The sequence below is a fragment of the uncultured Tenacibaculum sp. genome (genome assembly GCF_947499065.1).
Classification (GTDB): domain Bacteria; phylum Bacteroidota; class Bacteroidia; order Flavobacteriales; family Flavobacteriaceae; genus Polaribacter.
Genome location: NZ_CANMMT010000002.1, coordinates 291,944 through 317,742 on the forward strand (window position 1 = coordinate 291,944; position 25,799 = coordinate 317,742).

General features: G+C 29.8%; 28 protein-coding genes. 18 read left to right on the plus strand and 10 right to left on the minus strand.

The features are described 5' to 3' along the window. Positions 1-23: 23 nt before the first annotated feature. Together arsC and prfB are read right to left on the minus strand one after the other, a co-directional pair. Positions 24-365 (minus strand): arsenate reductase (glutaredoxin), encoded by a 342-nt coding sequence (arsC, locus tag Q0958_RS05580; protein WP_299120773.1) that lies wholly within the window; start codon positions 363-365, stop codon positions 24-26. Further along, complete coding sequence (gene prfB / locus Q0958_RS05585; RefSeq protein ID WP_150898890.1) at positions 365-1,459, minus strand: peptide chain release factor 2; 1,095 nt, start codon at positions 1,457-1,459, stop codon at positions 365-367. Before prfB ends, arsC begins: the two co-directional genes overlap by 1 nt. A gap of 34 nt (positions 1,460-1,493) precedes the next feature. Here prfB and Q0958_RS05590 point away from each other — a divergent pair, with 34 nt between their 5' ends. After that, complete coding sequence (locus Q0958_RS05590; RefSeq protein WP_299120776.1) at positions 1,494-2,513, plus strand: GntG family PLP-dependent aldolase; 1,020 nt, start codon at positions 1,494-1,496, stop codon at positions 2,511-2,513. 35 nt (positions 2,514-2,548) lie between these two features. Here the strand turns inward: Q0958_RS05590 and Q0958_RS05595 are convergent, their stop codons facing one another. Together Q0958_RS05595 and Q0958_RS05600 are read right to left on the minus strand one after the other, a co-directional pair. After that, positions 2,549-3,199: a hypothetical protein gene (locus Q0958_RS05595; protein ID WP_299120780.1), complete on the minus strand. Its 651-nt coding sequence runs from the start codon at positions 3,197-3,199 to the stop codon at positions 2,549-2,551. A 6-nt stretch (positions 3,200-3,205) separates the two neighbouring features. Continuing rightward, the gene (locus Q0958_RS05600; protein ID WP_235273750.1) at positions 3,206-3,700 is read right to left on the minus strand and encodes an RNA polymerase sigma factor; all 495 of its coding nucleotides are present in this window, start codon (positions 3,698-3,700) and stop codon (positions 3,206-3,208) included. Positions 3,701-3,850: 150 nt separating this feature from the next. Between Q0958_RS05600 and Q0958_RS05605 the strand changes: the two genes are divergently transcribed. Genes Q0958_RS05605 through Q0958_RS05640 form a run of 8 tightly spaced genes read left to right on the plus strand, consistent with a single transcriptional unit; the run spans position 3,851 to position 7,943 of the window. Next, the gene (locus tag Q0958_RS05605) at positions 3,851-4,267 is read left to right on the plus strand and encodes a DUF2141 domain-containing protein (RefSeq protein WP_299120787.1); all 417 of its coding nucleotides are present in this window, start codon (positions 3,851-3,853) and stop codon (positions 4,265-4,267) included. Positions 4,268-4,290: 23 nt separating this feature from the next. Then, on the plus strand, positions 4,291-5,658 hold the full coding sequence (locus Q0958_RS05610; protein WP_299120790.1) for a 2TM domain-containing protein: 1,368 nt from the start codon (positions 4,291-4,293) through the stop codon (positions 5,656-5,658). A 1-nt stretch (position 5,659) separates the two neighbouring features. Then, on the plus strand, positions 5,660-5,947 hold the full coding sequence (locus Q0958_RS05615; RefSeq protein WP_299120793.1) for a 2TM domain-containing protein: 288 nt from the start codon (positions 5,660-5,662) through the stop codon (positions 5,945-5,947). A gap of 2 nt (positions 5,948-5,949) precedes the next feature. Then, positions 5,950-6,237, plus strand: coding sequence for a 2TM domain-containing protein (locus tag Q0958_RS05620; protein ID WP_299120796.1), 288 nt, complete (start codon positions 5,950-5,952; stop codon positions 6,235-6,237). 1 nt (position 6,238) lies between these two features. Beyond that, complete coding sequence (locus Q0958_RS05625; protein ID WP_299120799.1) at positions 6,239-6,568, plus strand: 2TM domain-containing protein; 330 nt, start codon at positions 6,239-6,241, stop codon at positions 6,566-6,568. Then, positions 6,552-6,863, plus strand: coding sequence for a 2TM domain-containing protein (locus Q0958_RS05630; protein WP_299120802.1), 312 nt, complete (start codon positions 6,552-6,554; stop codon positions 6,861-6,863). Before Q0958_RS05625 ends, Q0958_RS05630 begins: the two co-directional genes overlap by 17 nt. Positions 6,864-6,869: 6 nt before the next feature. Continuing rightward, on the plus strand, positions 6,870-7,178 hold the full coding sequence (locus Q0958_RS05635; RefSeq protein ID WP_299120804.1) for a 2TM domain-containing protein: 309 nt from the start codon (positions 6,870-6,872) through the stop codon (positions 7,176-7,178). Between the two features lie 9 nt (positions 7,179-7,187). Next, complete coding sequence (locus Q0958_RS05640; RefSeq protein ID WP_299120806.1) at positions 7,188-7,943, plus strand: LytTR family DNA-binding domain-containing protein; 756 nt, start codon at positions 7,188-7,190, stop codon at positions 7,941-7,943. On the opposite strand, the gene Q0958_RS05645 is transcribed toward Q0958_RS05640, so the two are convergent. The 4 genes from Q0958_RS05645 to hutI form a co-directional block, all read right to left on the minus strand. After that, positions 7,940-8,731, minus strand: coding sequence for an AraC family transcriptional regulator (locus tag Q0958_RS05645; RefSeq protein ID WP_299120808.1), 792 nt, complete (start codon positions 8,729-8,731; stop codon positions 7,940-7,942). The two genes, Q0958_RS05640 and Q0958_RS05645, sit on opposite strands and share 4 nt — an antisense overlap. A gap of 7 nt (positions 8,732-8,738) precedes the next feature. Continuing rightward, positions 8,739-9,017, minus strand: coding sequence for a putative quinol monooxygenase (locus tag Q0958_RS05650; RefSeq protein WP_299120811.1), 279 nt, complete (start codon positions 9,015-9,017; stop codon positions 8,739-8,741). A gap of 68 nt (positions 9,018-9,085) precedes the next feature. Continuing rightward, positions 9,086-10,096: a formimidoylglutamase gene (locus tag Q0958_RS05655; protein WP_299120814.1), complete on the minus strand. Its 1,011-nt coding sequence runs from the start codon at positions 10,094-10,096 to the stop codon at positions 9,086-9,088. Between the two features lie 2 nt (positions 10,097-10,098). Beyond that, entirely contained in the window at positions 10,099-11,331 is a 1,233-nt protein-coding gene (gene hutI, locus Q0958_RS05660; protein WP_299120817.1) for an imidazolonepropionase, read from the minus strand. A 50-nt stretch (positions 11,332-11,381) separates the two neighbouring features. On the opposite strand from hutI, the gene Q0958_RS05665 reads away from it, so the two are divergent. Continuing rightward, positions 11,382-11,807, plus strand: a complete 426-nt coding sequence (locus Q0958_RS05665; RefSeq protein ID WP_299120820.1) for a DUF3995 domain-containing protein — start codon at positions 11,382-11,384, stop codon at positions 11,805-11,807. 59 nt (positions 11,808-11,866) lie between these two features. Here the strand turns inward: Q0958_RS05665 and Q0958_RS05670 are convergent, their stop codons facing one another. Next, complete coding sequence (locus Q0958_RS05670) at positions 11,867-12,514, minus strand: DUF937 domain-containing protein (RefSeq protein ID WP_299120823.1); 648 nt, start codon at positions 12,512-12,514, stop codon at positions 11,867-11,869. A 188-nt stretch (positions 12,515-12,702) separates the two neighbouring features. On the opposite strand from Q0958_RS05670, the gene Q0958_RS05675 reads away from it, so the two are divergent. The 7 genes from Q0958_RS05675 (at position 12,703) to Q0958_RS05705 (ending at position 22,758) form a co-directional block, all read left to right on the plus strand. Then, positions 12,703-16,968: an immunoglobulin-like domain-containing protein gene (locus Q0958_RS05675; protein WP_299120825.1), complete on the plus strand. Its 4,266-nt coding sequence runs from the start codon at positions 12,703-12,705 to the stop codon at positions 16,966-16,968. Between the two features lie 127 nt (positions 16,969-17,095). Then, a complete protein-coding gene (locus Q0958_RS05680) occupies positions 17,096-18,421 on the plus strand; it encodes a dicarboxylate/amino acid:cation symporter (protein ID WP_299120828.1) in 1,326 nt (441 codons plus the stop codon). A 126-nt stretch (positions 18,422-18,547) separates the two neighbouring features. After that, the gene (gene gshB, locus Q0958_RS05685) at positions 18,548-19,582 is read left to right on the plus strand and encodes a glutathione synthase (protein ID WP_299120831.1); all 1,035 of its coding nucleotides are present in this window, start codon (positions 18,548-18,550) and stop codon (positions 19,580-19,582) included. After that, positions 19,572-20,411 carry a sulfurtransferase gene (locus Q0958_RS05690; protein WP_299120832.1) on the plus strand — a complete coding sequence of 280 codons (840 nt, stop codon included), beginning with the start codon at positions 19,572-19,574 and terminating at the stop codon, positions 20,409-20,411. Before gshB ends, Q0958_RS05690 begins: the two co-directional genes overlap by 11 nt. Next, positions 20,412-20,738, plus strand: coding sequence for a hypothetical protein (locus Q0958_RS05695; RefSeq protein ID WP_150898872.1), 327 nt, complete (start codon positions 20,412-20,414; stop codon positions 20,736-20,738). Between the two features lies 1 nt (position 20,739). Further along, a complete protein-coding gene (locus Q0958_RS05700; RefSeq protein WP_299120835.1) occupies positions 20,740-21,570 on the plus strand; it encodes an N-formylglutamate amidohydrolase in 831 nt (276 codons plus the stop codon). Between the two features lie 30 nt (positions 21,571-21,600). Next, entirely contained in the window at positions 21,601-22,758 is a 1,158-nt protein-coding gene (locus Q0958_RS05705; protein WP_299120838.1) for a tyrosine/phenylalanine carboxypeptidase domain-containing protein, read from the plus strand. Between the two features lie 17 nt (positions 22,759-22,775). On the opposite strand, the gene Q0958_RS05710 is transcribed toward Q0958_RS05705, so the two are convergent. After that, entirely contained in the window at positions 22,776-23,288 is a 513-nt protein-coding gene (locus tag Q0958_RS05710) for a hypothetical protein (protein WP_299120840.1), read from the minus strand. 172 nt (positions 23,289-23,460) lie between these two features. Between Q0958_RS05710 and Q0958_RS05715 the strand changes: the two genes are divergently transcribed. After that, positions 23,461-25,785, plus strand: coding sequence for a UvrD-helicase domain-containing protein (locus Q0958_RS05715; RefSeq protein WP_299120843.1), 2,325 nt, complete (start codon positions 23,461-23,463; stop codon positions 25,783-25,785). Positions 25,786-25,799: the final 14 nt, after the last annotated feature.

Consider the following 25,799-nt stretch of genomic DNA (forward strand, 5'->3'; position numbering starts at 1 on the left):
TCTCAAAAACTGAGAGCCTTTTCTTAAATAATATCTAAAATATTTTCTGGTGGACGTCCAATAACTGCTTTATTTCCATTAACAACAATAGGGCGTTCTATAAGTTTAGGATTAGTTATCATTGCATCTATAATTTCTGCGTCAGACAAATCTTTTCCTTTAAACTCTTCTTTCCAAATTTTTTCGTTTTTTCGAACTAATTCAATAGGAGATATGTTAAGCAAGTTAATCACTTCTGTTAATTCTTCTTTACTAGGAACATTATCCAAGTATTTTACTATCTCAAATTCTTTCCCAGATTCTTCCAAAATTTGTAAACCGTTACGAGATTTACTACATCTATTGTTATGGTATATTTTTATCATTATTTTTCTTTTTGTCCGTTTAACATTAAATAAGCCTTTAAAAAAGGATTGATATTTCCATCCATTACAGCATCTACATTTCCAGTTTCGTGAGCTGTACGTACATCTTTTACAAGTTTGTATGGATGCATTACATAGTTACGTATTTGACTTCCCCATTCATTCTTCATCTTATTGGCTTCAATATCGGCACGAGCTGCTAAACGTTTTTGTAACTCAATTTCATATAATTGTGATTTAAGCATTTGTAAAGCAGTAGCTCTATTATCGTGTTGAGAGCGTGAATTAGAACATTGAATTTGAATTCCAGTTGGTTTATGGTGTAGTTGAACTTTAGTTTCTACTTTGTTTACATTTTGTCCACCAGCACCACTTGAACGTGCAGTTGTAATTTCAATGTCTGCAGGATTTATTTCAATTTCTATAGAATCATCAGCAACAGGATACACATATACAGAAGCAAAAGATGTATGACGCTTCGCATTGCTATCAAAAGGAGAAATTCTAACTAAACGATGTACACCGTTTTCACCTTTTAACCATCCGAAAGCATAATCGCCCTCAACTTCAATTGTTACAGTTTTAATACCAGCGGTATCTCCAGCCTGATAGTTTAAAGTTTTTAATTTAAAACCTTGTTTTTCTGCCCACATGGTATACATACGAAATAACATCTCGGTCCAATCACAACTTTCAGTACCTCCAGCACCTGCTGTTATTTGTATGGTAGCACTTAAACTATCTCCTTCATCAGATAGCATATTTTTAAATTCAATATCTTCTAAGTAAGTAGCGGTTTTTTCAAACTGTTCAACAACTTCAGCTTCTTCAACATCTCCTTCTTTATAAAAATCATATAAAACAGTAAGATCTTCATTCATTGTAACAATTGAATTATAATCATTTACCCATTTCTTTTTAAAACGAAGTGATTTCATTAATATCTCTGCTTCTTTCGGATTGTTCCAAAAGTCAGGATCCGCAGTTTTTTCTTCTTCATTGTTAATTTCAATTAACTTCTTGTCAATTTCTAAATAACCTTTTAACTTGCCGATTCGTTCAGTAACATTTTTTAACTGTTCGTGTGTAATCATAATGCAAAAATACATTTAAAAATCGTAGTTAAAAATGGAAATAAACTTAATAAGCGATACAGTAACAAAACCAACTAAAGGAATGCTAGAAGCAATGATGAATGCTGAAGTTGGGGATGATGTTTTTGGAGCTGATCCTACTGTAAATTTATTACAAGAAAAGGTTGCCAAATTATTTGGAATGGAGGCGGCTTTATTTTTCCCGTCAGGAACCATGGCAAATCAAGCAGCTATAAAGATACATACGCAACCAGGTGATAGAATGTTTTGCGATAAGTGGGCACATGTGTATAATTACGAAGGTGGTGGAGCAGCTTTTAATTCAGGTGTAACTTCATATTTAATTGATGGAAACAGAGGAATGTTTACAGCTGAAGAACTAGAAAGTGCTGTGTCTGGTAGGGCTGATATCCATGTTCCTTTTAATCGATTAGTATGTATTGAAAATACTACTAATAAAGGAGGAGGTGCTTGCTGGGATTTTGAAGAATTAGTAAAAATAGGTAAAGTAACCAGAGATTATAATTTAGCATATCATTTAGATGGTGCTCGTTTGTTCAATGCATTAGTTGCTAAAAATGAAACTTCTCAACAATATGGTGAATTGTTTGATACGATTTCTATTTGTTTATCAAAAGGATTAGGAGCACCAGTGGGGTCAGTTTTAGTAGGAAGTAAAGAGCATATAGAAAAAGCATTACGTGTACGTAAGCTATTTGGAGGAGGAATGCGACAAGCAGGTTTTTTAGCTGCTGCTGGAATTTATGCATTGGATAACTTAGTAGATCGTTTAGCTGATGATCATTCAAGAGCAAAAGCAATAGGTGAGGTTTTAGAAAATTGTTCGTATGTAAAAAAAGTAGAGCCTATTGAAACCAATATTGTTATCTTTTATGTAAATGATACTATTGATTCAATAGATTTTATTGAAAAAATGAAACAAAAAGGTATTTTGTTAATTTCCATGGGAGAAGGCAAATTACGAATTGTTACACATCTTGATTTTACAGATGAGATGTTAACCATTTTACTAGGTGAATTAAAATCATTTTAATAAAAAAGAGGAAGTTAAAAACTTCCTCTTTTTTATTAGTTTAAATCTTCGAGTTTAGATAACTCTTTATAGTTTTTATTTAACTTTCTTAATAGAACTCCATAGATTATTTTATAGAATAACCAGAGAATAAGTACCATAAACCCTAATAAGAAAACAGTAGCTATAACTAATGAAATTAATAAATGTTGTTTATTGTCCGGGGTTGCAATTCCTTGACTGTTATAGTATTCTATTAATAAATCTAAATCTGAGAATATAAAGCATAGTAGGAGAATATTTGAAAAAACTAAAAATAAAAGATTAAAATAAACGTAGTATTTTACTGTTTTTCTTGTTTTTAAAATTTTCTTTAGCAAAACTTTAGTAGTATCAGAAATAGAAATTGATTTATAATTTTTATAGAAAAAGTATAGGAATATAATTATAACGAAGTAATGAAGATATATACTTATTTTTACAAAGGTATTTAAATGTAATTGTTCATATACTTCTGTGTAAGATGATTCAATAAAAAATATGTTTAATCCAGCCCAAAATAAGAGCTCTAATACTCCAATAATAAAAATCCATTTAACAATAGATGACGATTTGGAGTGTGCCATCTTGTAGATATCAACTTTAGAAACTCTATCGGTTTCCTCTGGCTGATTATCCCATGCTTTTTTATACTTATCTAAATCCATTTATTATTATGGGTTTAATGTTTTTTTTAATTTTTCTTTAGCTCTGTTCATTTTTACTCTTGCATTTACTTCACTAATACCTAATGTTTCTGATATTTCTTTGTAAGGTTTGTCTTCTAAATACAAAAAGATAAGAGCTTTATCAATATCGTTTAGTTTTCTAATAGCATTATATAATGCTTTCAGTTGTAATTCTTCAGTCTCATCATAATCTTCAGCCTTAATTTTAAAAGTGTAGTCGGTAATGTCTTGAGTTTTTACAGTTCTGGTAGATTTTCTGTATAAAGAAATAGCAGTATTTAATGCTACTCGATACATCCAGGTACTAAATTTAGCATCACCTCTAAACTTACTATAGTTTTTCCATAACTGAATTGTTATCTCTTGAAATAAATCATTGTGTGCATCTTGATTGGTAGTGTATATCCTACATACCTTATGTACAATGTTTTGATTTGCTTCAAAATCAGATAAAAATTTATTTTCTAGTTTCTTTTCCACTAAGTTTAGTCTAGTTGATAAATTATAAGTAGCTCAAAAATACAAATTGTTACAGTTCATCCTAAAAAAATTACAATTGAGTTTTTTTTAATTTCAAAAACATCATCACCTCTAGATATTTGTAGTGTATTAATCAACAAATTAAAAGAGATGAAATTTTTTACAACAGTTTTTTTAGTGAGTTTATTTTTTATTGTAGGAAAAATATCAGCACAAAATAGAACAGTAACAGCTACAGTAACGAATGCTACATCAGATGAAGGTAAAATAAGTTACGCATTATTTACTAAAGACAATTTTAGAAAAGACCCCGTTTTAGCAAAAACGTCAAAAATTACTAAAGGAAAAAGTACGGTGATTTTTGAAAATGTACCAGAAGGTGAATATGCACTTATTTGTTTTCATGATAAAAATAATAATGATAAAATGGACTTTGAACCGAATGGTATGCCAATGGAAGATTACGGAGTCTCTACTAATAATATTAATAGGTATGGACCACCTCAATATGATCAAATCAAATTTTTAGTTGATGATAAAAATGTATCTTTAGAAATTAGATTTTAATTACAATATTTAGAAGACAAAAGATGAAAAAAAAGTCAGAAATATTCATATTCTCTCCAAAAGAGTTAAAAAAAGGTATTTTATTAGCTTTAAAAATTACATTAATCTTTGGAGTATTCTTTTTCTTAGTAGGAGGAGGGAGTTATACGGTTAAAGGTTTTCTAATGTCGTTAGGTATATCTGCTTTATATTCTTTTGTGTTAGGTTTTGGACAAGGACTTTTAAACGATTATTTAAGTACTAAGTGGGATTGGGTAACTAAAACAAATACACGTGTTTGGGTAGGTATAATAGCTACTTTTTTATATACAGTACCAGCTATTTTAATAATAGATTATATACTGTTTATAATAATACAAGGACGAGACATAGCATTGTTTTTTAAGAGCCCTTTATTATGGATTCACTTATTTTGGATACAATTTTCTTTTGGCGTTTCTGCTTTTTTACATGCAAGAGGTTTCATGTTAGAATGGAAAAGAGCGGCAAATAAAGAAACTACACAGCATGAAATAGTAGCAAAGACTGAAACAGCGAAGTTTGAAACATTAAAAAGTCAATTAGATCCTCACTTTTTATTCAATAGTTTAAATGTATTAACCTCTTTAATAGGAGAAAATACTAGACAAGCAGAAAGGTTTACTACTAAGCTATCAAAAGTTTATCGATATGTTTTAGAGCAAAGGAATAAAGAATTAGTACCGATAAAAGAAGAGTTACAATTTGCTAGAACATATATGGAATTGTTACAAATGCGTTTTGAAGATGCTGTCAAATTTACAATACCAAGTGAAATAAGTAATCCAGAATTAAAAATAGTACCATTATCATTACAATTGTTACTAGAGAATGCAGTAAAGCATAATGTGGTTTCTTCAGCAAAACCTTTAGATATAAAAATTTTTGAAGAAAATGGATTTTTACAAATTCAGAATAATATAAACCCTAAAGAAGCAATAGGCAAGAGTACTAAAGTAGGGTTAAGGAATATAGCAGATCGTTATGGTTTAATAACGGACAGAGCTGTTGAAATAAAAAATAATAATAAAACATTTACAGTGAGTTTACCACTGTTAACAAAATCAAATACAATGAATTATAACACAAAAGATTTAGAGAATAGTAAGTATGTAAAGGCAGTTGAAAGAGTAGAGAAGTTAAAAGAGTTTTACCAAAACTTAATATCATACTGTTTAGTAATACCTTTTTTAATATTTATCAATTTAAAGACGTACTCAGGTTTTCAGTGGTTTTGGTTTCCAATGATAGGTTGGGGTATAGGATTAGTTTTTCATTTTTTAGAAGTAAATAATTACAATTTATTCTTAGGTAAAAATTGGGAAGAACGTAAAATCAATGAAATTTTAAAGGACGAAGAAAAATATAGATAAGATGGATAAAGAAAGTACAGAGGGATACAGATATGCCAGAGCAAAAAAGAAGGTAGAAAAGATAAAAGGCTTATATATTCATTTAATAGTAACAGTTTTAATAATTCCAGTCTTAATTTTTATCAACTTAAAGTTTGTACCTGATCATCACTGGTTTTATTACCCAATAATAGGAATGTCAGCAGGGTTATTTTTTCATTGGATGGGGGTTTTTGGATTTGAAAGAATAGGATTTGGAAAAGATTGGGAAGAACAAAAAATTAAAGAGTTTTTAAAAGAAGAAAAATAATTATGGATACTAAATATATAGAAGAGAAAAAATACTTAGCAGCCAAAAAAAGACTCAAAGAAATTAAAGGTTTTTATGCACATCTTTTGGTAAACATCTTATCAATTATAATTATAGTATCGGTAAACTTAATTTTCTCTCCTTACTATCATTGGTTTTGGTTTGCTGTAGTTGGAATATGTATTGCAACATTTATCCACTGGGTAGTAGTTTTTGGAAAAGAAACTTTTGGTTTTGGAAAAGATTGGGAGGATAAGAAAATTAAAGAATATTTAGAAAAAAAGAAATAAAATGGAAAGAAATTATACAGAAGAACATAAATACATGTTAGCTAAGAAAAAAGTAGAAAAAATAAAAGGTTTCTACTGGCACTTAGCAGCGTATATAGTGGTAAATGTTTTTATATCAACAATTATTATTATAGGACTAACAACAGAAGATAATGAACCTTTTATAGACGCTATAACTAATTTTGGGGTATATGCAACTTGGCTTTTTTGGGGAATAGGTTTATTTTTTCATTGGCTAGGAACATTTGGAACAAATATCTTTTTTAATAAAGATTGGGAAAACAGAAAGATTGAAGAATATATAAAGGAGTTTGATGAAAAAAGAAGATAAATATTTACAGGCTCAAAAGAAAGTAGCTAAGCAAAAGAATTTTTATAACCACTTACAGGTGTTTGTGATAATGATGATTGTAATTATTGTTTTTTCAGATACAATATTCAATTTTTTTGAAGAGCATATTTCTAATCAAAATACTTTAAAATGGATAAGAACTAATATTTGGATAAATTTATTGTTATGGGCATTTGGCCTTCTAATCCATGGTATTTATGCATTTAAAAACAAGATTTCTATTATAGAAAACTGGGAAAAGAAAAAAATAGAAGATATTATGAATGAAAATTAACTAACTATGGACTCAAAACAACAATCGGAAAAATATTTAAAAGCCAAAAAAAGAGTAGAGGATATAAAGAAGTTTTACAAGCATTTAACATTCTATATTTTAATTAATTTAGTTTTCATAGGATATAGGATTTTTAAAGATATTGATTATGGTAGTACTTTTATAGAAGCTTTTACAGATATTAGCAATTATAAAATCTTTTTTTGGTGGGGTGTGATTTTAATACTACATGGAGTTAGTGTTTTTGGAAAAGATTTACTTTTTAATAAAGAGTGGGAAGAAAAGAAAGTTAGAGAATACATGGATAAAAATTAAAAATTGATAATGAAAGTATTAATAATTGAAGATGAAAAACCAGCAGCTAGGAGGTTAAATAGAATGTTAGCTGAATTAGGAATAGAAGTAGAAACAATGTTGCATTCTGTAGAAGAATCTATTAATTGGTTTCAAAATAATGAGCATCCTGATTTAATTTTTTTAGACATTCAACTATCTGACGGTTTATCATTCGAAATTTTTGAAGAAGTAGAAGTAAAATCGGCAATAATTTTTACTACGGCTTATGATGAATATGCGTTAAAGGCGTTTAAATTAAACTCCATAGATTATTTATTAAAACCAATTGATGAGGACGAATTAAAAGTTGCTGTTGATAAATTTAAAGAAAACCAACCTAAGCAATCGGATGTTCAAGTTAATATTGATGATATTAGAAAGTTATTAATTAATCCAGTTGATAGGAAATTCAAAAAGCGTTTTACAATAAAAGTAGGGCAACACATAAAAATTATACATGTAGATGAAATAGAGTGCTTTTATTCAGAAAATAAATCAACTTACATTCATACTAATTCAAATAGAAATTACTTGATAGACCAATCACTAGAACATTGGCAAGAACAACTAGATCCTGAGCAATTCTTTCGAGTAAATAGAACTTATATTATTCATATAAACGCTATAAAAGATATTATATCGTATACTAATTCACGCTTAAAATTAGTGCTCCATTCATTTAATGAAGCAGAAATAATTGTTAGTAGAGAGCGAGTAAAAGATTTTAAAAATTGGATAGATTAATCTAGTGGTTTATAATAGAAATGGTTTTCTAAATTGTCTATAATAAAATAATCTGTAGGTTTTATACCTGTAAAGTTTTTAAATTCTTTGATGAAATGACTTTGATCAAAGTAACCATTATCAAGAGCAGTGTACAAATAATGTGTTTTTTTTTGAAGGAGAATTTCTTTAACAGTTTTTTGTAATCGAGTAATTTGTTGAAACTTTTTAGGAGTTATTCCAAAGTTTTGTTTAAAAACACGTTCATATTGGCGAAAACTTAAGTTACAATCGTTAGCTAACTGATGTAAAGTAACTTTATTGAAGTTTTTGTATAAAGTTTTTATAGAAGCATCCCAGTTAATACTTTTTATTAATTGATGTTTATTTAGTTGGCGTAATAAAAAAGATTCTATTAATTGTATTTTTTGTAGAATAGAGTTAGTGTCAAAAATTTCATTTAAAAATTCTACACCCTCTTTTTGCCAAATATCTTCAACGGTTAAAAAATTATTTATTACATATTTATGTGGAATGTTGGTAAAATGTCTAAAAGAACCACTATGAAATCTAACAGAAATATAATTTACAGTATTGGTTTTGTTAAACAGTAAACGTTCTCTAGGGCAAATAGTATGAGCAGAACTTAACGTTTTGTTATTAATGGCTAAAGGTTTGTCAAGATGAAATAAAAGCTCTAAACCTGTGCCGGGTAAAATTAAAGGCAAACTTTTGGTTTGAGTACAAACAAAATACCTATCGATGTAATTAGATAGGTATTTTGAAGGTTTAAAATGTATTCTATTCATTTGATAACTAATAGTTATTGATAATAGGTTCTTCTATTAAAAGAGAAGTAATGTTATTTATAAACCAATTAAAATGGTCTGAATTATTATGAAAATCCCTAGCTGTTTTGCTTATATACTCTTCATAAAAAAGGTATCTCCCTTGATTATAAATATCTTTATGTAGTCTATAAGATATACAACCCTGTTCTTTATTACTTTTCTCTACCATTATTTTAGCTAGGTCTAAAAAACTAGCTTCATGTTTTTTTTGAACGTTCAATTGTGCCACTATTATTTTTTTCATACTTATTTTAGTTTTCTATGACAAAAATAATTTGATGTTAATGACTATAATTGTAAAAAAACGACACTTTAAGATTTAGCTTTAATAAAATCAGAAATTAAATAACTTATAAATTTACCTACTTGTCCTGCGGCTATTTCATTATTCATTACAGCTGGAGCTCCTTCACAAATATGTATATAAGAAGCATTCGGGTTTTTACCAAAAAAATGTACAAACTGTCTAGCTTGTAAAGAGGTAAAACCACTAGGAGTCATAGCACTACTAGGAAAGTTTTGAATACAATCTAAATCTATTTCAATACCAAAAGGTTTATCTTGAATAAAATTTGAAGCACGCTCAAGTTCACTCTCAAAAGAAAGGCTTTTATAAACTTCTAATTCTTCGTAGGTATTATAATCAATGTTGGATTTGTCTTGCATGTAATCAAAAATATACTGAGGCGTATAATTTTCATGCAAACCAAACATAAAATATTTATCTAGATAATTATGTTCTATAGCATAAGAAAATCCATTACCACTATGACGTTCTTCTAATTGACGTAAATCGGTATGTGCATCTAAATTGACAACGTTAATAGCTTGTTGTTTGGCTTCAGAAAAACCTTTTAAATTTCCGTAGGAATTGTTATGTCCACCACCAATAATAATAGGAATTTTATCAGCTTCAATAATCAATTTAATAACTTCTGAAAGCTTTTGATCAATAGTTTTTACAAGTAAATCACCTTTATTTCGATTGCTTTTATCAAAATGAGAAACATCTTCTAAATAGTCTAAGTATCCTAATACAAAAATATTTCCTCCGTTGATAAATTGATTTTCTTGCGTACTTAAGAATGCTTTTAAAGCAGGAGTAAAAGCTGTGTGAGCACCACCATTTCCATAATTCATTTTTACACCAATATCTTCAGGTACTCCAAGAATTACAAATTTAGCAGATGAATTATTTAGTTCTTCAATAATGCTAATGCTAGAATTATCAGATATGGTTTGTATTAACTCACCAATTTTAGTTTCTCCTTTTCTAAGACTAACAAAATTTTTGATGTCGTGTTCTGAAAATGTACGTAACATAATTAAATAGCTTTTCCATTAATAAAAACGGAATCAATTAATATTGATCCAAAATTATAAGGAATAGCCCCATAACTTAAAATTTCTTTTGTAATAATAAAGTTTGCTTTTTTTCCTTTAGTAATACTCCCAACTTCATCAGAAAGGTTCATGGCATAAGCACCATTAATGGTTGCGGCGTTAATAGCTTCTTCCGGAGTCATCTTCATCTTAATACATGCAGTAGCTACAACAAAATTCATATTACCAGAAGGAGTAGAACCAGGATTAAAATCTGTAGCTAAGGCTAATGGTAAACCAGCGTTTATAATATCGCGAGCAGGTGTATAAGGAATACTTAGAAAATAAGAACAAGAAGGTAAAGCAACAGGCATTGTTTCCGAACCTTTTAATGTTTCAATATCATCGACATTCATAACTTCTAAATGATCAACAGATAAAGCATCGTGTTTAACACTTACCTGAACTCCACCTATAGTAGTAAATTGATTTACATGTACTTTTGGAGTTAAACCATATTGTTTTCCAGCTGATAAAACTCTGTCAGTATCTTCAACAGAGAAATAACCAGTTTCACAAAAAGCATCTATAAATTCAGCTAAATTTTCCGATGCTATTTTAGGAAGCATTTCATTAATAATTAAATTAATGTATCCTTCTTTATTGTTTTTATATTCAGAAGGAAAAGCATGAGCACCTAAGAATGTTGCTTTGATAGGTAAGTTATAATTCTCTCTTAATTTTTTTATAACACGTAACATTTTTAGTTCAGCATCAACAGTTAAACCATATCCAGATTTAATTTCAACTGCACCTGTACCTTGTTTCATAACTTCTTCTAAGCGAACAGAAGATTGATTATATAGTTCTTCTTCAGAAGTTTCTTGCAGCTTTTTTGCTGAATTTAAAATACCTCCACCGTTATTAGCTATCTCTTCATAAGATAAACCATTAATACGATCAACAAACTCTTGTTCTCTGTTTCCTGCATATACAATGTGTGTATGAGAATCGCACCAAGTAGGAAGTATCATTTTACCAGTACAATCAACAGTTTCATCAGCAGAAATAGATAATTCATTCATAGGGCCAAAGTCAACAATTCTATCATCTTTTAAAAGTAAAAAAGCATTTTTTATAGTGGGTAAATCTTTCATTTCATTACCACTTACTTTTTTTATAGAGTGATCTCTCACTTGAATTAATTCCTTGATATTTATCAATAATGTTGTCATATGTTGTTCTTAAATTTGGCTAAAACAAATTTACACTAAAACGATTAATTATGGTTTATTTTTTAGGATTGATTAGCTTTTTAATACTCACATTTATTTCACTAATTCATTTGTATTGGTTTGCAGGAGGAAAATGGGGATTTAGTCAAGTAATACCAACAAAATTAAATGGGGAGGTAGTATTAAAACCAAAATGGATTGATAGCTTATTTGTAGGTGTTCTTTTATTAGTTACAGCAATACTCTTTGCTATTAAAGCAAATATTTTTCAAATAGAAATGATACCTGAATGGTTTTTAAAGTATGGACTATATTTAGTTTCTGGCGTTTTTATACTACGTGCTATAGGAGAGTTTAAGTATGTTGGTTTTTTTAAGAAAGTAACAGAAACAAAATTTGCAAAAAACGATTCTAAATATTTTTCTCCTTTGTGTTTATTTTTAGGAGTAATTGGTATCTTGATAGAAGTATATTAGATATAAAAAAAAGCGCAAAATATTAGTTTTGCGCTTTTTTGTTATTATAAGGAATAAGATTATTTTTTTCCGAAAATACCACCTAATAGTCCACCAAGTAAACCACCAGATTTTTGTTGACTACTACCACCACCTAAAACCATTCCAGCAACATCATCTACAATACTTCCATCTCCATCTGCATCTAAAATTTGTTCTAAAAAGCTTTGTTCTTTTTGAGCAGAACTTCCGCCAAGTAATCCACCTAATAAACCACCAAGGTCACTAGAGTTACTTACATTGTTTTGTCTAGATTGTTTTCCTAAAACTCCCATTAAGATTGGAGCAGCTGTTTTTAAAATATCACCAACAGCGCCAGCATCCATTCCAGATTTTTGTCCAATAACTTGTTCAACACCTTGTTGCTTATTTCCTAATACGTGTCCTAAAATTTTACTACCGTCTTGTAAAACGTCAGCGTTAACTCCTCCTTTAAATAAATCACCTAAATTATCTAAAATACCACCATCGTGTTTATTTAAAGCTCCCATTAATCCTTCTGCCCCTTGTGAAGAAGCTGAATTACGTTGCATTGCTTTCATTAATACAGGTAAAGCCATTGTTAATACGCTACTAGTTTTGTTAGTGTCTTGACCTGTTGAGCCTGCTACACCAGATATAATTGTTTTTCCTAAGTCGCTGTTTAATAAATCTAAAATTCCTGCCATTTTTTATTATAATAAGATTAGTAAATAGTTTTCAATAATTGAGACACAAGTTACAAATTAAAAGTCACATGTTTTTCTTATTATTTTTTATGAAATTTTTAAAAAAAAAAGAAAAAAAAGTAGGGACAACTATGATTCATTGGTTTTAGAATAGCAAAATTAACCCCCCCCCCTTTAATAAGTTTGATATGAACATAAAATTACTTCCCTTTTTTCTGTTGTTTTTAACAACAGTCACTTACTCACAAAATAAAATATTTTGGAATAAAATAGATGTAGTAAAAAGAGCATCTGAGAATAATGAAGAATCTTTTTACCGTTTAAACATAGAAGGATTTAAAAAACAATTAAAAGAAACTTTAAGCAAGAATAAAAGAAAAAATAATGTAATAATCAGTTTTCCTAATGTTACAGGAGATATTCTTTATTATAAAATAAATGAATACAATATAATGCATCCAAAATTGGCAGCAAAATACCCTAAAATAAAATCTTACAAAGGAATTAATATAAAGAATCCATTAGATAAGATTTATTTTAGTATTTCACCTAAAGGATTGCAAAGTATGACTTTACTAGATGGAGCTAAAGATATATTTATAGTACCAGTAAAAAAGAAAAAAAATGTTTATAGAGTTTATCATAGAAAAGGAAATAAAGAAAGTTTTGAATGTAAAACGATAGATGAACTAAATAAAAAAAGAGAAAAGAATGAAACTCATGGAAGAAATGCAAATGATGGTATTTTAAGAACATACAGAGCGGCTGTATCTGTAACGGGAGAATATACAGATTATCATGGAGGGACACGGGCATTGGCTATGGCAGCGATAAATGCTACTATGACTAGAGTTAATGCAGTTTTTGAAAAAGATTTTAATGTAAGAATGCAGCTTATAGCTAATAATGATCGACTAATTTATTTAGATAGAAATACTGATCCGTACGCATGGGATTATAATTCTGATTTACAAGATACACTAACAGCAGAAATAGGAGAGAATAATTATGATATAGGACATTTACTAACAGCTGGAGGTAATAATGGAAATGCTGGCTGTATTGGCTGTGTTTGTGAAGATGGAAGAAAAGGAAGTGGTTATTCATCACACAATAACCCTGAAGGTGATAATTTTGATATAGATTATGTAAGTCATGAAATAGGTCATCAGTTTGGAGCTAATCATACATGGTCACATAGAGGCTCAGAAGGAAGAGGAGTGCATATGGAACCAGGAACTGGTTCTACCATAATGGGGTATGCAGGTATTGGAGGAAATGCTAATGTACAATTACATAGTGATCCGTATTTTCATGCAGCATCGATAAGACAAGTAACTAATGTAGTAAAAGGAACAATGTGCCAAGTAGATGTTAATACAGGTAATAATATTCCTGTAGTAAATGCAGGAGGTAATTATACAGTTCCAAAAGGAACTCCTTTTGTATTAACAGGAGAAGCAAATGACGCTGATGTTGGAGATATGTTAACCTATTGTTGGGAACAAATAGATGATAATAGAGGAGGAAGTACATATCCTTCTCCAACTAGGACTAGAGGAGTAGCATTTAGATCGTATGAACCTACTATAGAAAATAAAAGATACTTTCCAAACCTTTCTACTATTAAGGAAGGAAAAATATCTTGGAAATGGGAAGCTTTAGCAAATGTTTCAAGATCATATAATTTTAGGTTAACTGTTAGAGACAATAGAGGTACCAATAATAGCGATGATACAGAAATTAGAGTGAATGAAGCAGCAGGGCCGTTTGTAGTCAATTATCCAAATAGTGAAAATATTACGTGGAATGTAGGTTCTTTTGAAATTATAGAATGGGATGTTGCAGGAACAGATGGTAATGGAATAAATGAGGCTAATGTAGATATATTACTTTCAACAGACGGAGGAAATACATATCCTATAGAGTTAGCAACTGGAGTAGCAAATGATGGTAGAGCAAGAATCATTGTTCCAGATATGATAGGAAATAATAATAGAGTAATGATAAAAGCAGCGAATAATGTGTTTTTTGATATCTCAAATAAAGATTTTTCTATAGAGCCAGCAGTTGTTTGTGTTGCATCCAAACCTACAAATTTTAATGTGTCTAATATTCAAGGAACATCTGCTATAATTAATTGGGACGAAATAGGAGGTGCAATATTTAGAGTTAGATATAGATCAGTAGCTACAGGCGATTCTTTTATTAAAACAATAACATCTAACACTACGAATTTAACTGATTTAGTACCCAATACAGAATATGAAATAAGGGTTAAAACTAGATGCACAGGGGCTGTGGGTAATGTAGATTCTGACTTTACAGATGTAATAAGATTTAGAACTACTCATAATTATTGTGCATTAGAGAGTGAGAGTGAAAGAGGAGGATTTATTTCGAAATTAGAGTTAGGAACTATTTCGAATTCATCAGGAAGTAGTATTTACACAAATTACAACCATATTTCAACTAATTTAAGGAAAGGAGTAGAACAAGAACTTAAAATTACACCTAATAAAAGATCCTTTTTTGCTAGATATAGATATATAGTTTGGATAGATTATAATAGGGATGGTGATTTTAATGATCCTAATGAAAGAGTTATTAGAACAGACAGAATTAGAGATAACAGTATTACAGAAAAATTCACGATTCCTAATACTGTAGCAGACGGATATGCAAAAATGCGAGTGGCTATGGTAGAAGGAAATACAGGACCTTGTGGAACTTTTTTTGCAGGAGAAGTAGAAGATTATGCAATAAATATTACAAGTATAGTTGATAACGAAATTCCTATAATTACTTTATTAGGTAATGCATTGGTTGAAGTTGAGTCTGGAAGCGTTTATAATGATTCAGGAGCAACAGCAATAGATAATATAGACGGGAATTTAACAGGGGCAATTATAACAGCAAATAATGTTAATACATCAGTTTTAGGAGATTACCAAGTAAGGTATAATGTAGTTGATAGTTCAGGGAATAATGCTATAGAAGTCATTAGAACAGTTAGGGTTATTGATACACAAATTCCAGTAATTATCTTGAATAATAATGTATTGGTTGAAGTTGAAGCAGGGAGTATTTATAATGATTTAGGGGCAACAGCAATAGATAATATAGATGGAAATTTAACAGGAGCAATTGTAACAGCAAATAATGTTAATACATCAGTTTTAGGAGATTACCAAGTAAGGTATAATGTAGTTGATAGTTCAGGGAATAATGCTATAGAAGTCATTAGAACAGTTAGAGTTATTGATACACAAATTCCAGTAATTACCTTAAATAATAATGTATTGGTTGAAGTTGAAGCAGGAAGTGTTTATAATGATTCAGGAGCAACAGCAATAGATAATATAGATGGAAATTTAACAGGGGCAATTATAACAGCAAATAATGTTAATACATCAGTTTTAGGAGATTATCAAGTAAGGTATAATGTAGTCGATAGTTCAGGGAACAATGCTATAGAAGTCATTAGAACAGTTAGAGTTGTTGATACACAGATTCCAGTAATTACCTTGAATAATAATGTATTGGTTGAAGTTGAAGCAGGAAGTGTTTATAATGATTCAGGAGCAACAGCAATAGATAATATAGATGGAAGTTTAACAGGAGTAATTGTAACAGTAAATAATGTTGATACATCAGTTTTAGGAGATTATCAAGTAAGGTATAATGTAGTTGATAGTTCAGGGAATAATGCTATAGAAGTCATTAGAACAGTTAGAGTTGTTGATACACAGATTCCAGTAATTACCTTGAATAATAATGTATTGGTTGAAGTTGAAGCAGGAAGTGTTTATAATGATTTAGGGGCAACAGCAACAGATAATATAGATGGAAACTTAACAGGGGCAATTATAACAGTAAATAATGTTGATACATCAGTTTTAGGAGATTACCAAGTAAGGTATAATGTAGTTGATAGTTCAGGGAATAACGCTATTGAAGTTATTAGAACAGTTAGAGTTGTTGATACACAAAATCCAGTAATAATCTTAACAGGTAATGAAATAGAAGAGATTGATTTCGGGGGTAGTTTTAATGATTCAGGAGCAACAGCAATAGATAATTTAGATGGAGATATTACGAAACAAATTATAATTTCAGGAAATGTTGATACAAATATTATAGGAGTACATATAATAAAATATAACGTAACAGATTCATCTGGTAATAAAGCTATAGAGGTTAGAAGAGAGGTGAGAGTTAAATCAAAAAAAATTATCGTATATCCTAATCCAGTAGAGACTAATTTTATTAAAATCGTTTTTCCAGAAAAAGAGTCAAGTTATTTCATAAGCGATTTTTCAGGTAGAAAATTATTAGAAGGAAAAATGAAAGATGGAGGAGAGATAAATATAGAGAGTTTAAGTTCAGGTGTTTATCATATAAGTTTAATCTTGAATAATAAAGTAAAGACTGTAAAGTTTTTGAAAAAATGATAAAAAAATGAGGTGTTTTAAACACCTCATTTTTTGTACTAAAATCTTTATGCTGTTTACTAAAATAGATTTCTATATATTTACTTCCGTTTAATTAGAATAACAAAGAAAACAGTTTTAAATATATATGAGGAATTTAGCGTTACACTGGCAAATTTTAATAGGAATGGTTCTAGGTATCCTTTTTGGATTAGGGATGACTTTTGTAGATGGAGGAAGTACATTTGTAGGAGATTGGATAAAACCTTTAGGGACCATATTCGTAAAACTATTAAAGTTAATTGCTGTACCATTAATTATAGCATCTTTAATTAAAGGAATATCTGATTTAAAGGATATTTCTAAGTTTAAGAACATCGGGCTTCGAACTATTGTAACTTATGTAGGGACTACAGTAATAGCTATAACTATAGGGTTAATTTTAGTAAATGTTGTGCAACCTGGTAATGGAATTTCAGAAGAAACAATTACTAAACTTACCGAAACCTATGCAAATAGTGGTGGTGTTCAAGCTAAAATAGCAGAGGCAAGTAAGCAAAAAGCGAGTGGACCTTTACAGTTTTTAGTAGATATGGTGCCAGACAATGCTTTAAAAGCAATGGGAAATAACAAATCGATGTTACAGGTTATTTTCTTTACTATTTTCTTAGGGATTTCAATGTTATTGGTAGGAGAAAAGAAATCTAAACCATTAAAAAAGTTTTTTGACTCACTAAATGAGGTGGTATTAAAAATGGTAGATTTAATTATGTTATCTGCACCTTATGCAGTATTTGCTTTATTAGCAAATGTAGTGGTGTCTTCTAATGATCCAGATTTATTATTAGCCCTATTAAAATATGCTTTAACAGTTATTGGAGGATTATTATTGATGGTGGCTTTCTATATGGTTTTAGTTAGTGTCTTTACAAAGAAAAACCCATTATGGTTCTTAAAACAAATAAGTCCAGCGCAATTATTAGCGTTTTCAACAAGTTCAAGTGCAGCAACTTTACCAGTAACTATGGAACGAGTAGAAGAACATGTAGGGGTAGATAAAGAAGTATCTAGTTTTGTATTACCTGTTGGAGCTACTATTAATATGGATGGAACAAGTTTATATCAAGCAGTAGCAGCAGTTTTTATAGCACAAGCATTAAGTTTTGATTTATCCTTTGGAGATCAATTAACTATTATTTTAACAGCATTATTAGCTTCAATAGGTTCAGCAGCTGTACCAGGAGCTGGAATGGTAATGTTAGTAATCGTATTAGAAGCTGTAGGTTTTCCAGCAGATAAATTAGCAATAGGTTTAGCGTTAATTTTTGCGGTTGATAGACCTTTAGATATGTGTAGAACAGTTATCAATGTAACAGGAGACGCAACGGTTGCTTCATTAGTAGCAAAATCAGTTGGGAAGTTAGGAAAACCAAATCCAAAAAACTGGGATGATAATTATGATGAGGTAAAATAAATTTTCACCTTATTTATATAAAAAAACATTACTTTTATAAACACCATTGTAGCTTTTACATTGGTGTTTATTTGTCTAATAAGACTAATAAAAACTAACTAAATTAACTTAATACAATTATATTAAATGAACGTTTGTTTTTTAATGTATCCATGGAATAGTATCAAATCGCCAGAACATGATACTTCGTTAACACTAATTCATGAATGTGCTAAAAGAGGACATGGTGTTGCCATTTGTACTCCTTCTAATTTAACAATTCGTAATAGCGTAACAAATGCTTTTTGTACAATTTTAAACAGATCAGAGAAGGTTTCAAGTAGTATAAAATCTTTTTATAAAAACACTACTACAAGAGAAGAAATGTTACCATTAGCTGGATTTGATGCTATTTTTATGAGAGCAGAACCGCCATTAGACCCGTTGATGTTGAATTTTTTAGATTCAGTTAAAGATGATGTTGTTATTGTAAATTCGGTACAAGGAATGCGAGAAGCCAATAATAAGTTATATACAGCAGTTTTTGACGATCCTAATAATGAAATAATTCCAGTAACTCACGTTTCAAAAAATAAGAATTATTTAATTCAAATGATTGAAGAATCAGAAGCAGATAAAATGATTCTAAAGCCTTTAAATGGTTTTGGAGGTTCTGGAGTAATTTTGATAGAAAAATCGGCAATGGGAAATATTAATTCTCTGTTAGATTTTTACATTAATAAAAGTGATGGTTCTTCAGATTATGTAATACTTCAAGAATATATAAAAGGAGCAGAGAAAGGAGATGTTAGAATTCTTTTATTAAATGGAATTCCTATAGGAGCTATGAAAAGAATTCCTGGAGAGAAAGACCACCGTTCTAATGTATCAGCAGGAGGAAGAATAGAAAAACATAAGTTAACTCCTGAAGAAAAATTATTATGTAAAAAGATAGGACCTAAATTAGTCAAAGACGGATTGTTTTTTGTTGGGATTGATGTAATCGGAGGGAAATTGGTAGAGGTAAATGTAATGAGCCCAGGAGGTATAACATATATCAACAAAATATATAAAACAAAATTACAGGAAAAGGTTGTTGATTTTTTAGAAAGTAAAGTATTAGAAAAAAATGCAGCTTTTAGAAGAATGACTGATTTAAAAAGAAGAGTAGATGAAGCTTAATGTAAAGGAAGCAATTGTTTCTACTGAATGGTTATATCAAAATTTAAAAGCAGAAAACTTAGTAATATTAGACGCTACCATAACTAAAGTAGGAACTGCAGGAAATAAAACGCAAGTTAAACAACAAATACCCAATGCTGTTTTTTTTGATTTAAAAAATGTTTTTTTAGATAAAAATAAAGAGTTTCCTAATACCATCCCTTCAGAAAAATATTTCCAAGAAGAAGTACAGAAGTTAGGAATAAACAAGGATAGTTGTATTGTTGTTTATGACGATTTAGGAGTGTATTCAGCTCCTAGAGTGTGGTGGTTGTTTAAAACTTTTGGTTTTGATAACATAGCAGTATTGAATGGAGGGCTACCAAACTGGTTAAAACATGATTTTTCAGTTGAGGTTCCAAAATTTAAAGAAATCGTTAAAGGTGATTTTACTGCAAATTATAAAAGTGAAAAAGTAGGTTTTGTAAAAGATGTATTAGAAGCATCAAATAAAGAAGAACTAATATTAGATGCACGCTCAAATGGAAGATTTCACGCCATAGTACCAGAACCTAGAACAGATTTAAGAGGAGGTCATATTCCAAATTCTAAAAGTTTGCCATATTCAGAATTGCAAAGAGAAGGAATGATGAAGTCAAAAGAAGAGCTTCAAGAAATATTTCAAAAGTTAAATCCTAAAAATGAAGAAGCTATTTTTTCATGTGGATCAGGAATAACGGCTTGTATTTTGGCATTAGGAAGCGAAATATCAGGAAATAAAAATTATAAAGTATACGATGGTTCATGGACAGAATGGGCCAGTAAAATAGAATTACCAATAGAGAAATAGATGAGTTTAGATTGGACGAAAAGAGAGTTTGAAGTGTATGTTTTATTATACGCAGCACACTGTAATCATATTGAAACAAAAGAAGAACGAGCATATATATTATCGAAAGTAGATGAAGCTACTTTTAATAAAATGCATACTGAGATTGTGGTAGAAACAGAGCATCAAAATTTAGAAAAAATACAAACCTATTTGAATGAAAACTCATATTCTATTCAGGATAAAAGAGAATTAATTCAAGATATAAAAGAAGTTTTTTTTGCTGATGGAACTGTAGATGCAGTTGAAAAGAAAGTATTTTCATTGTTGCAGAAAATTTTAAGTTAGTATGGTAAAACTTACTATTGAAGAGATTATTCAAAAAATTCAAAATGAAGAAATTTTTGAAGCAGTATCAAGCGATTATTCTTTTACTCTAAAAATAGAAGAATATGTACCTTATGTGTGTGGAGCAGTTCATGATGGGCATCAATTCAGAAAGGAATTGTGGGAAAACTGCATACATACAGAATATGAAAGATGGTACGAAGAAGATCCAGCAACTAAAGCTATGGTTCAATCGCATCCAATAGTAATAGCAGGTTTAGATTCTCGTTTTGAATACGATTTAAATAGATCTCCAGAAACAGCGATTTATAACGATGCTTGGGGGAAACAATTATGGAAAGAACCTCTTTCAGAAGAAAATAGAAATATAAGCCTAGCAAAGCATACTAATTTTTACAAAGTAGTATCCAGCCTTATTTCTAAAATAGAAGAAAAATTTGGCTGTTGTATAGTATACGATATGCATTCTTATAATTGGCAACGTTGGGATAGAGAAGTACCTACTTGGAACCTGGGTACTAAAAACGTAAACAATGAAAGATATGGTGATTTTATAGAGTCATGGAGAGAAACTTTAGAAAAAACACCAATGCCTAATGAGATCCAATCTACTTCTAAAATTAATGATACCTTTCAAGGAAATGGTTATTTTTTAAAACACATAACTAACAATTTTACGAATACATTAGTACTTGCAACAGAAATAGCGAAAGTATATTGTGATGAATTAACAAAGGTTATGTACCCAGAAGTTGTAATTGCAGTAGAAGATTACTTAAAAACAGCGTTAAAAAAGCATGCTGAAGCTTTTTATAAAGTACACAAGTTGTAAATTTGTACCACTTTTTGAAAACGAATAATGATGAATGAGACTCAAGTAGATAAGAAGTCACTTATTGAAATAGATAATTACATAGATGCTTTAGTAAAAAAAATAGAGTTATTAAGTTATGTAAATCCAGTAAATATAGAAGAGGAAAAACAAAAGTTTTTTGCATCAAAATATTTAAAAGATCCACAGTTTAAGTATCCTAAAAGAGATTTCGATAAGTTTAAATTACATCGTAAGTTTTTTACCTTACCGTTAGAGTCGATTGAAGATGAGACAATTCGTAATTTATATGAAGAAATAATTTATTCTTATTCGGGTTTAATTCAATGTATAGAAACAATAGGAGAGGGTAAAAAGTTTTATTATAACAGCTTACGATCATTTGGAACACCAACAGAAGATGATGTAGAAAATGCAAAGTTTATTTTACATTTTGAAGATGAGGTGGATGTAGATAATATTTTTGCCCCGAAATATAGCCCAGAAGAAGCAGAAAAGATATTTAGGGAATATAGTACTAACTATGAGTTTGATTATAATATCAAACAATCAACAACTATGAGTGCCATTGCTATGGTTTTAAACAATATTAAAACCTTAGTTATAAATGGAAATCATACATTTTCAGAAAATGAAATGGCTATTTTAACTCACCATGAAATTGGAGTGCATATGGTTACTACAATGAATGGCTTAGAGCATTCACTAAAGATTTTTTCACATGGATTTCCTAATAATGTAGAAACCCAAGAAGGTTTAGCCGTTTTTAGTGAATACATGTCTGGAAACTTAACACTTAAAAGGTTAAAAGAATTAGCATATAGAGTGTTAGCTGTAAATGGACTAGCGAAAGGTTACTCTTTTTCAAAAACATTTAGGTCATTACATAATACCTATGATTTAGATAGAGAGCAAGCCTTTTATATTACGGTAAGAGCTTATAGAGGAGGAGGATTCACAAAAGATTATTTGTACTTAACAGGTTTAAAGAAAATTTACGATTATTACCAATCAGGAAAGGATTTGAGTCTGCTATTAACAGGAAAAGTGTCGTTAGATTTTATTAGCGATATAGAGTACTTGATGAAAAATAATTATGCAGTAAAATCTAAACATGTAACAAAAGCGTATTCTCAAAATTTAAATAAGAATACAACCATAGATTTTATTCTAAAAAACTTAAAATAAGAAAAATAAAAAAGCTGTTATATCAGCTTTTTTACTTCTTGTTTTAAAAATGTTATTGAGGCTTGTGTTGGATTTTCATTCTGAGAATAATCAATCAAAATATTTTCACGAAAATCTTTGGCAGTTTCAGCAGTTTCAGCAGTTTTTCTAAATTTAGCAATAATACCAAGTTTTGCAGCTAAAATAGCTTTCCAACTATCTTCAGAAACATATAATTGTTGTACTAAGTTGTGTTCAAATTCTTGTTCTATGTTGGCAATTAATAATTGTAAATAATTATTAGTGTCATCACCAATAGGTTTAACACGAGTTAATAATTTTGTCGGATTAATACGTTCACAAAACAATAGTAAACGCTCATAAGCTTGAAGCTTAATAGGCAAACTTTCACGTTTTTTCTCAACTAAAGCCTGAAATTTTCTCTCGCTATTATCTTGCTCAATAAATCGGCTTAAAATTAAATAAGCAACACCTCCAGTAATTAAAGCAGGTAAGGCATAAGCTAATCCTTCTAAAATTTGATCTTCCATTTTTTATTATAATAATTCGAAAGGCTAAGATACAAGTCTTCTTTAAAAAGAAGATGTACAAGTGATATAAAAAATAGAATTATATTTGTGAATAAAAAAAGGCGTACATTCTTTATAAAACCTAAAAGAATGGTTAATTTTCCGTTTTCAAAATTCTTTCAACTTTTTTCTATTGAATACTTATTTAGAACAACTTAACGAACCACAAAGAGCAGCCGTTTTACAAAAAGATGGCCCAATGATAATTATTGCAGGTGCAGGATCAGGAAAAACAAGAGTTTTAACCTACCGTATTGCACATATGATGCAACAAGGAGTAGATTCTTTCAATATTTTATCGTTAACCTTTACAAATAAGGCAGCACGTGAAATGAAAGAGCGTATTGCAGGAGTTGTAGGACATAGCGAAGCGAAAAATTTATGGATGGGAACATTCCACTCGGTTTTTGCAAGAATATTACGTTCAGAAGCAGACCGTTTAGGATATCCATCTAATTTTACCATATACGATTCACAAGATTCAGTCCGATTGATTTCAACAATAATCAGAGAAATGAAATTGGATAAAGACCGTTATAAACCAAAGCAAATTTTAAGTAGAATATCTTCATTTAAAAATAGCTTAATAACGGTAAGAGCATATTTTAATAATTCAGATTTACAGCAAGCAGATTTAGAGGCTAGTAGACCTAGAGTAGGAGATATTTATAAGGCATATGTCGATAGATGCTTTAAGTCTGGAGCAATGGATTTTGATGATTTATTATTGAGAACGAATGAATTATTGACACGTTTCCCAGAAGTTTTAGCAAAATATCAAGATCGTTTTAGATATATCATGGTAGATGAGTACCAAGATACAAACCACTCACAATATTTAATTGTTAGAGCATTAGCAGATCGTTTTCAAAACATTTGTGTAGTAGGGGATGATTCACAGAGTATTTATAGCTTCCGTGGGGCAAATATTAATAATATTTTAAATTTCCAGAAAGACTATCCAGATGTTAAAACGTTCAAGTTAGAACAAAATTACCGATCAACAGGAAACATAGTAGAAGCTGCAAATAGCGTAATAGACAAGAATAAAACAAAGTTAGATAAGGAAGTTTGGACGGCAAATGATGCAGGAGAAAGCATTAAAATAATGCGAACAATTTCAGATGGAGAAGAAGGACGTTTTGTAGCACAATCAATATGGGAAAACCAAATAAATAATCAGCTAACAAGCGATTCATTTGCTATATTATATCGTACTAATGCACAATCAAGAGCAATAGAGGATGCATTACGAAAGAAAGATATAAAATATAAAATCTACGGAGGAATATCGTTTTATCAAAGAAAGGAAATCAAAGATTTGTTATCATATTTACGTATGCTAATAAATCCAAATGATGAAGAAGCTTTAAAAAGGATTATCAATTATCCAGCTCGTGGAATTGGAGCAACAACGGTAGATAAATTAGCAATAGCTGCAAATCATTATAAAAAATCAATTTTTGAAATCTTACTGAATTTAGATAAGGTAGATATTAAGATAAATTCAGGAACAAAAAACAAACTTGAGAATTTTGTTAGAATGATACAGCGTTTTCAAATTGAAGCTCAAAAGATGAATGCTTTTGAAGTTGCAGATTTGGTTGTAAAACAAACGCAGTTAGTAAAAGACTTACAAAAAGACGGTACCCCAGAAGGAGTAAATAAGGTAGAAAATGTTCAGGAATTACTGAATGGAGTAAAAGACTTTATAACCGATAAAATAGAAACGGGAGAAGATGCATCATTAACATCATTCTTAGAAGACGTAGCACTTGCAACCGATTTTGATAGTGAAAAAGACGATACACCTTGTGTATCTTTAATGACTATTCACTTATCAAAAGGACTTGAATATCCATATGTGTACATAGTTGGTTTAGAAGAAAGTTTATTTCCTTCGGCAATGAGTATGAATACACGAAGTGAATTAGAAGAAGAACGACGTTTATTCTATGTAGCCTTGACAAGAGCGGAAAAAGTAGCGTATTTAACTTATGCACAAACGCGTTATCGTTGGGGAAAACTTACTGATGGAGAACCAAGTCGTTTCTTAGAAGAAATAGATGATAAATTTGTAGAGCATTTAGCACCAAAAGCGCCAGAACCATCGGCAAACAGATTTATAGATGCTAGTTTATTTGATGATACACCAAATAAAATTCGTTTTCAAAAACCAATTCAGAAAAAGCGAAAAGAGTTCTTATCGAAAAAGGAAAGGCCTAATTTAGTACCACCAAAAAGCAAGATGAAAAAGGTTTCGGAAGTAAATTCAAAAATGAATTTATTTGATGGTGAAATAGTGGTAGGAAACTTTGTAGAGCACAATCGATTTGGAACAGGAGAAGTAATAGCTTTAGAAGGTAAAGGCCCTAATAAAAAAGCAGAAATTAAATTTGGTACAGTAGGGAAGAAGAAATTATTACTACAATTCGCAAAATTAAAAGTAATCGGATAGTTAATTCATAATAA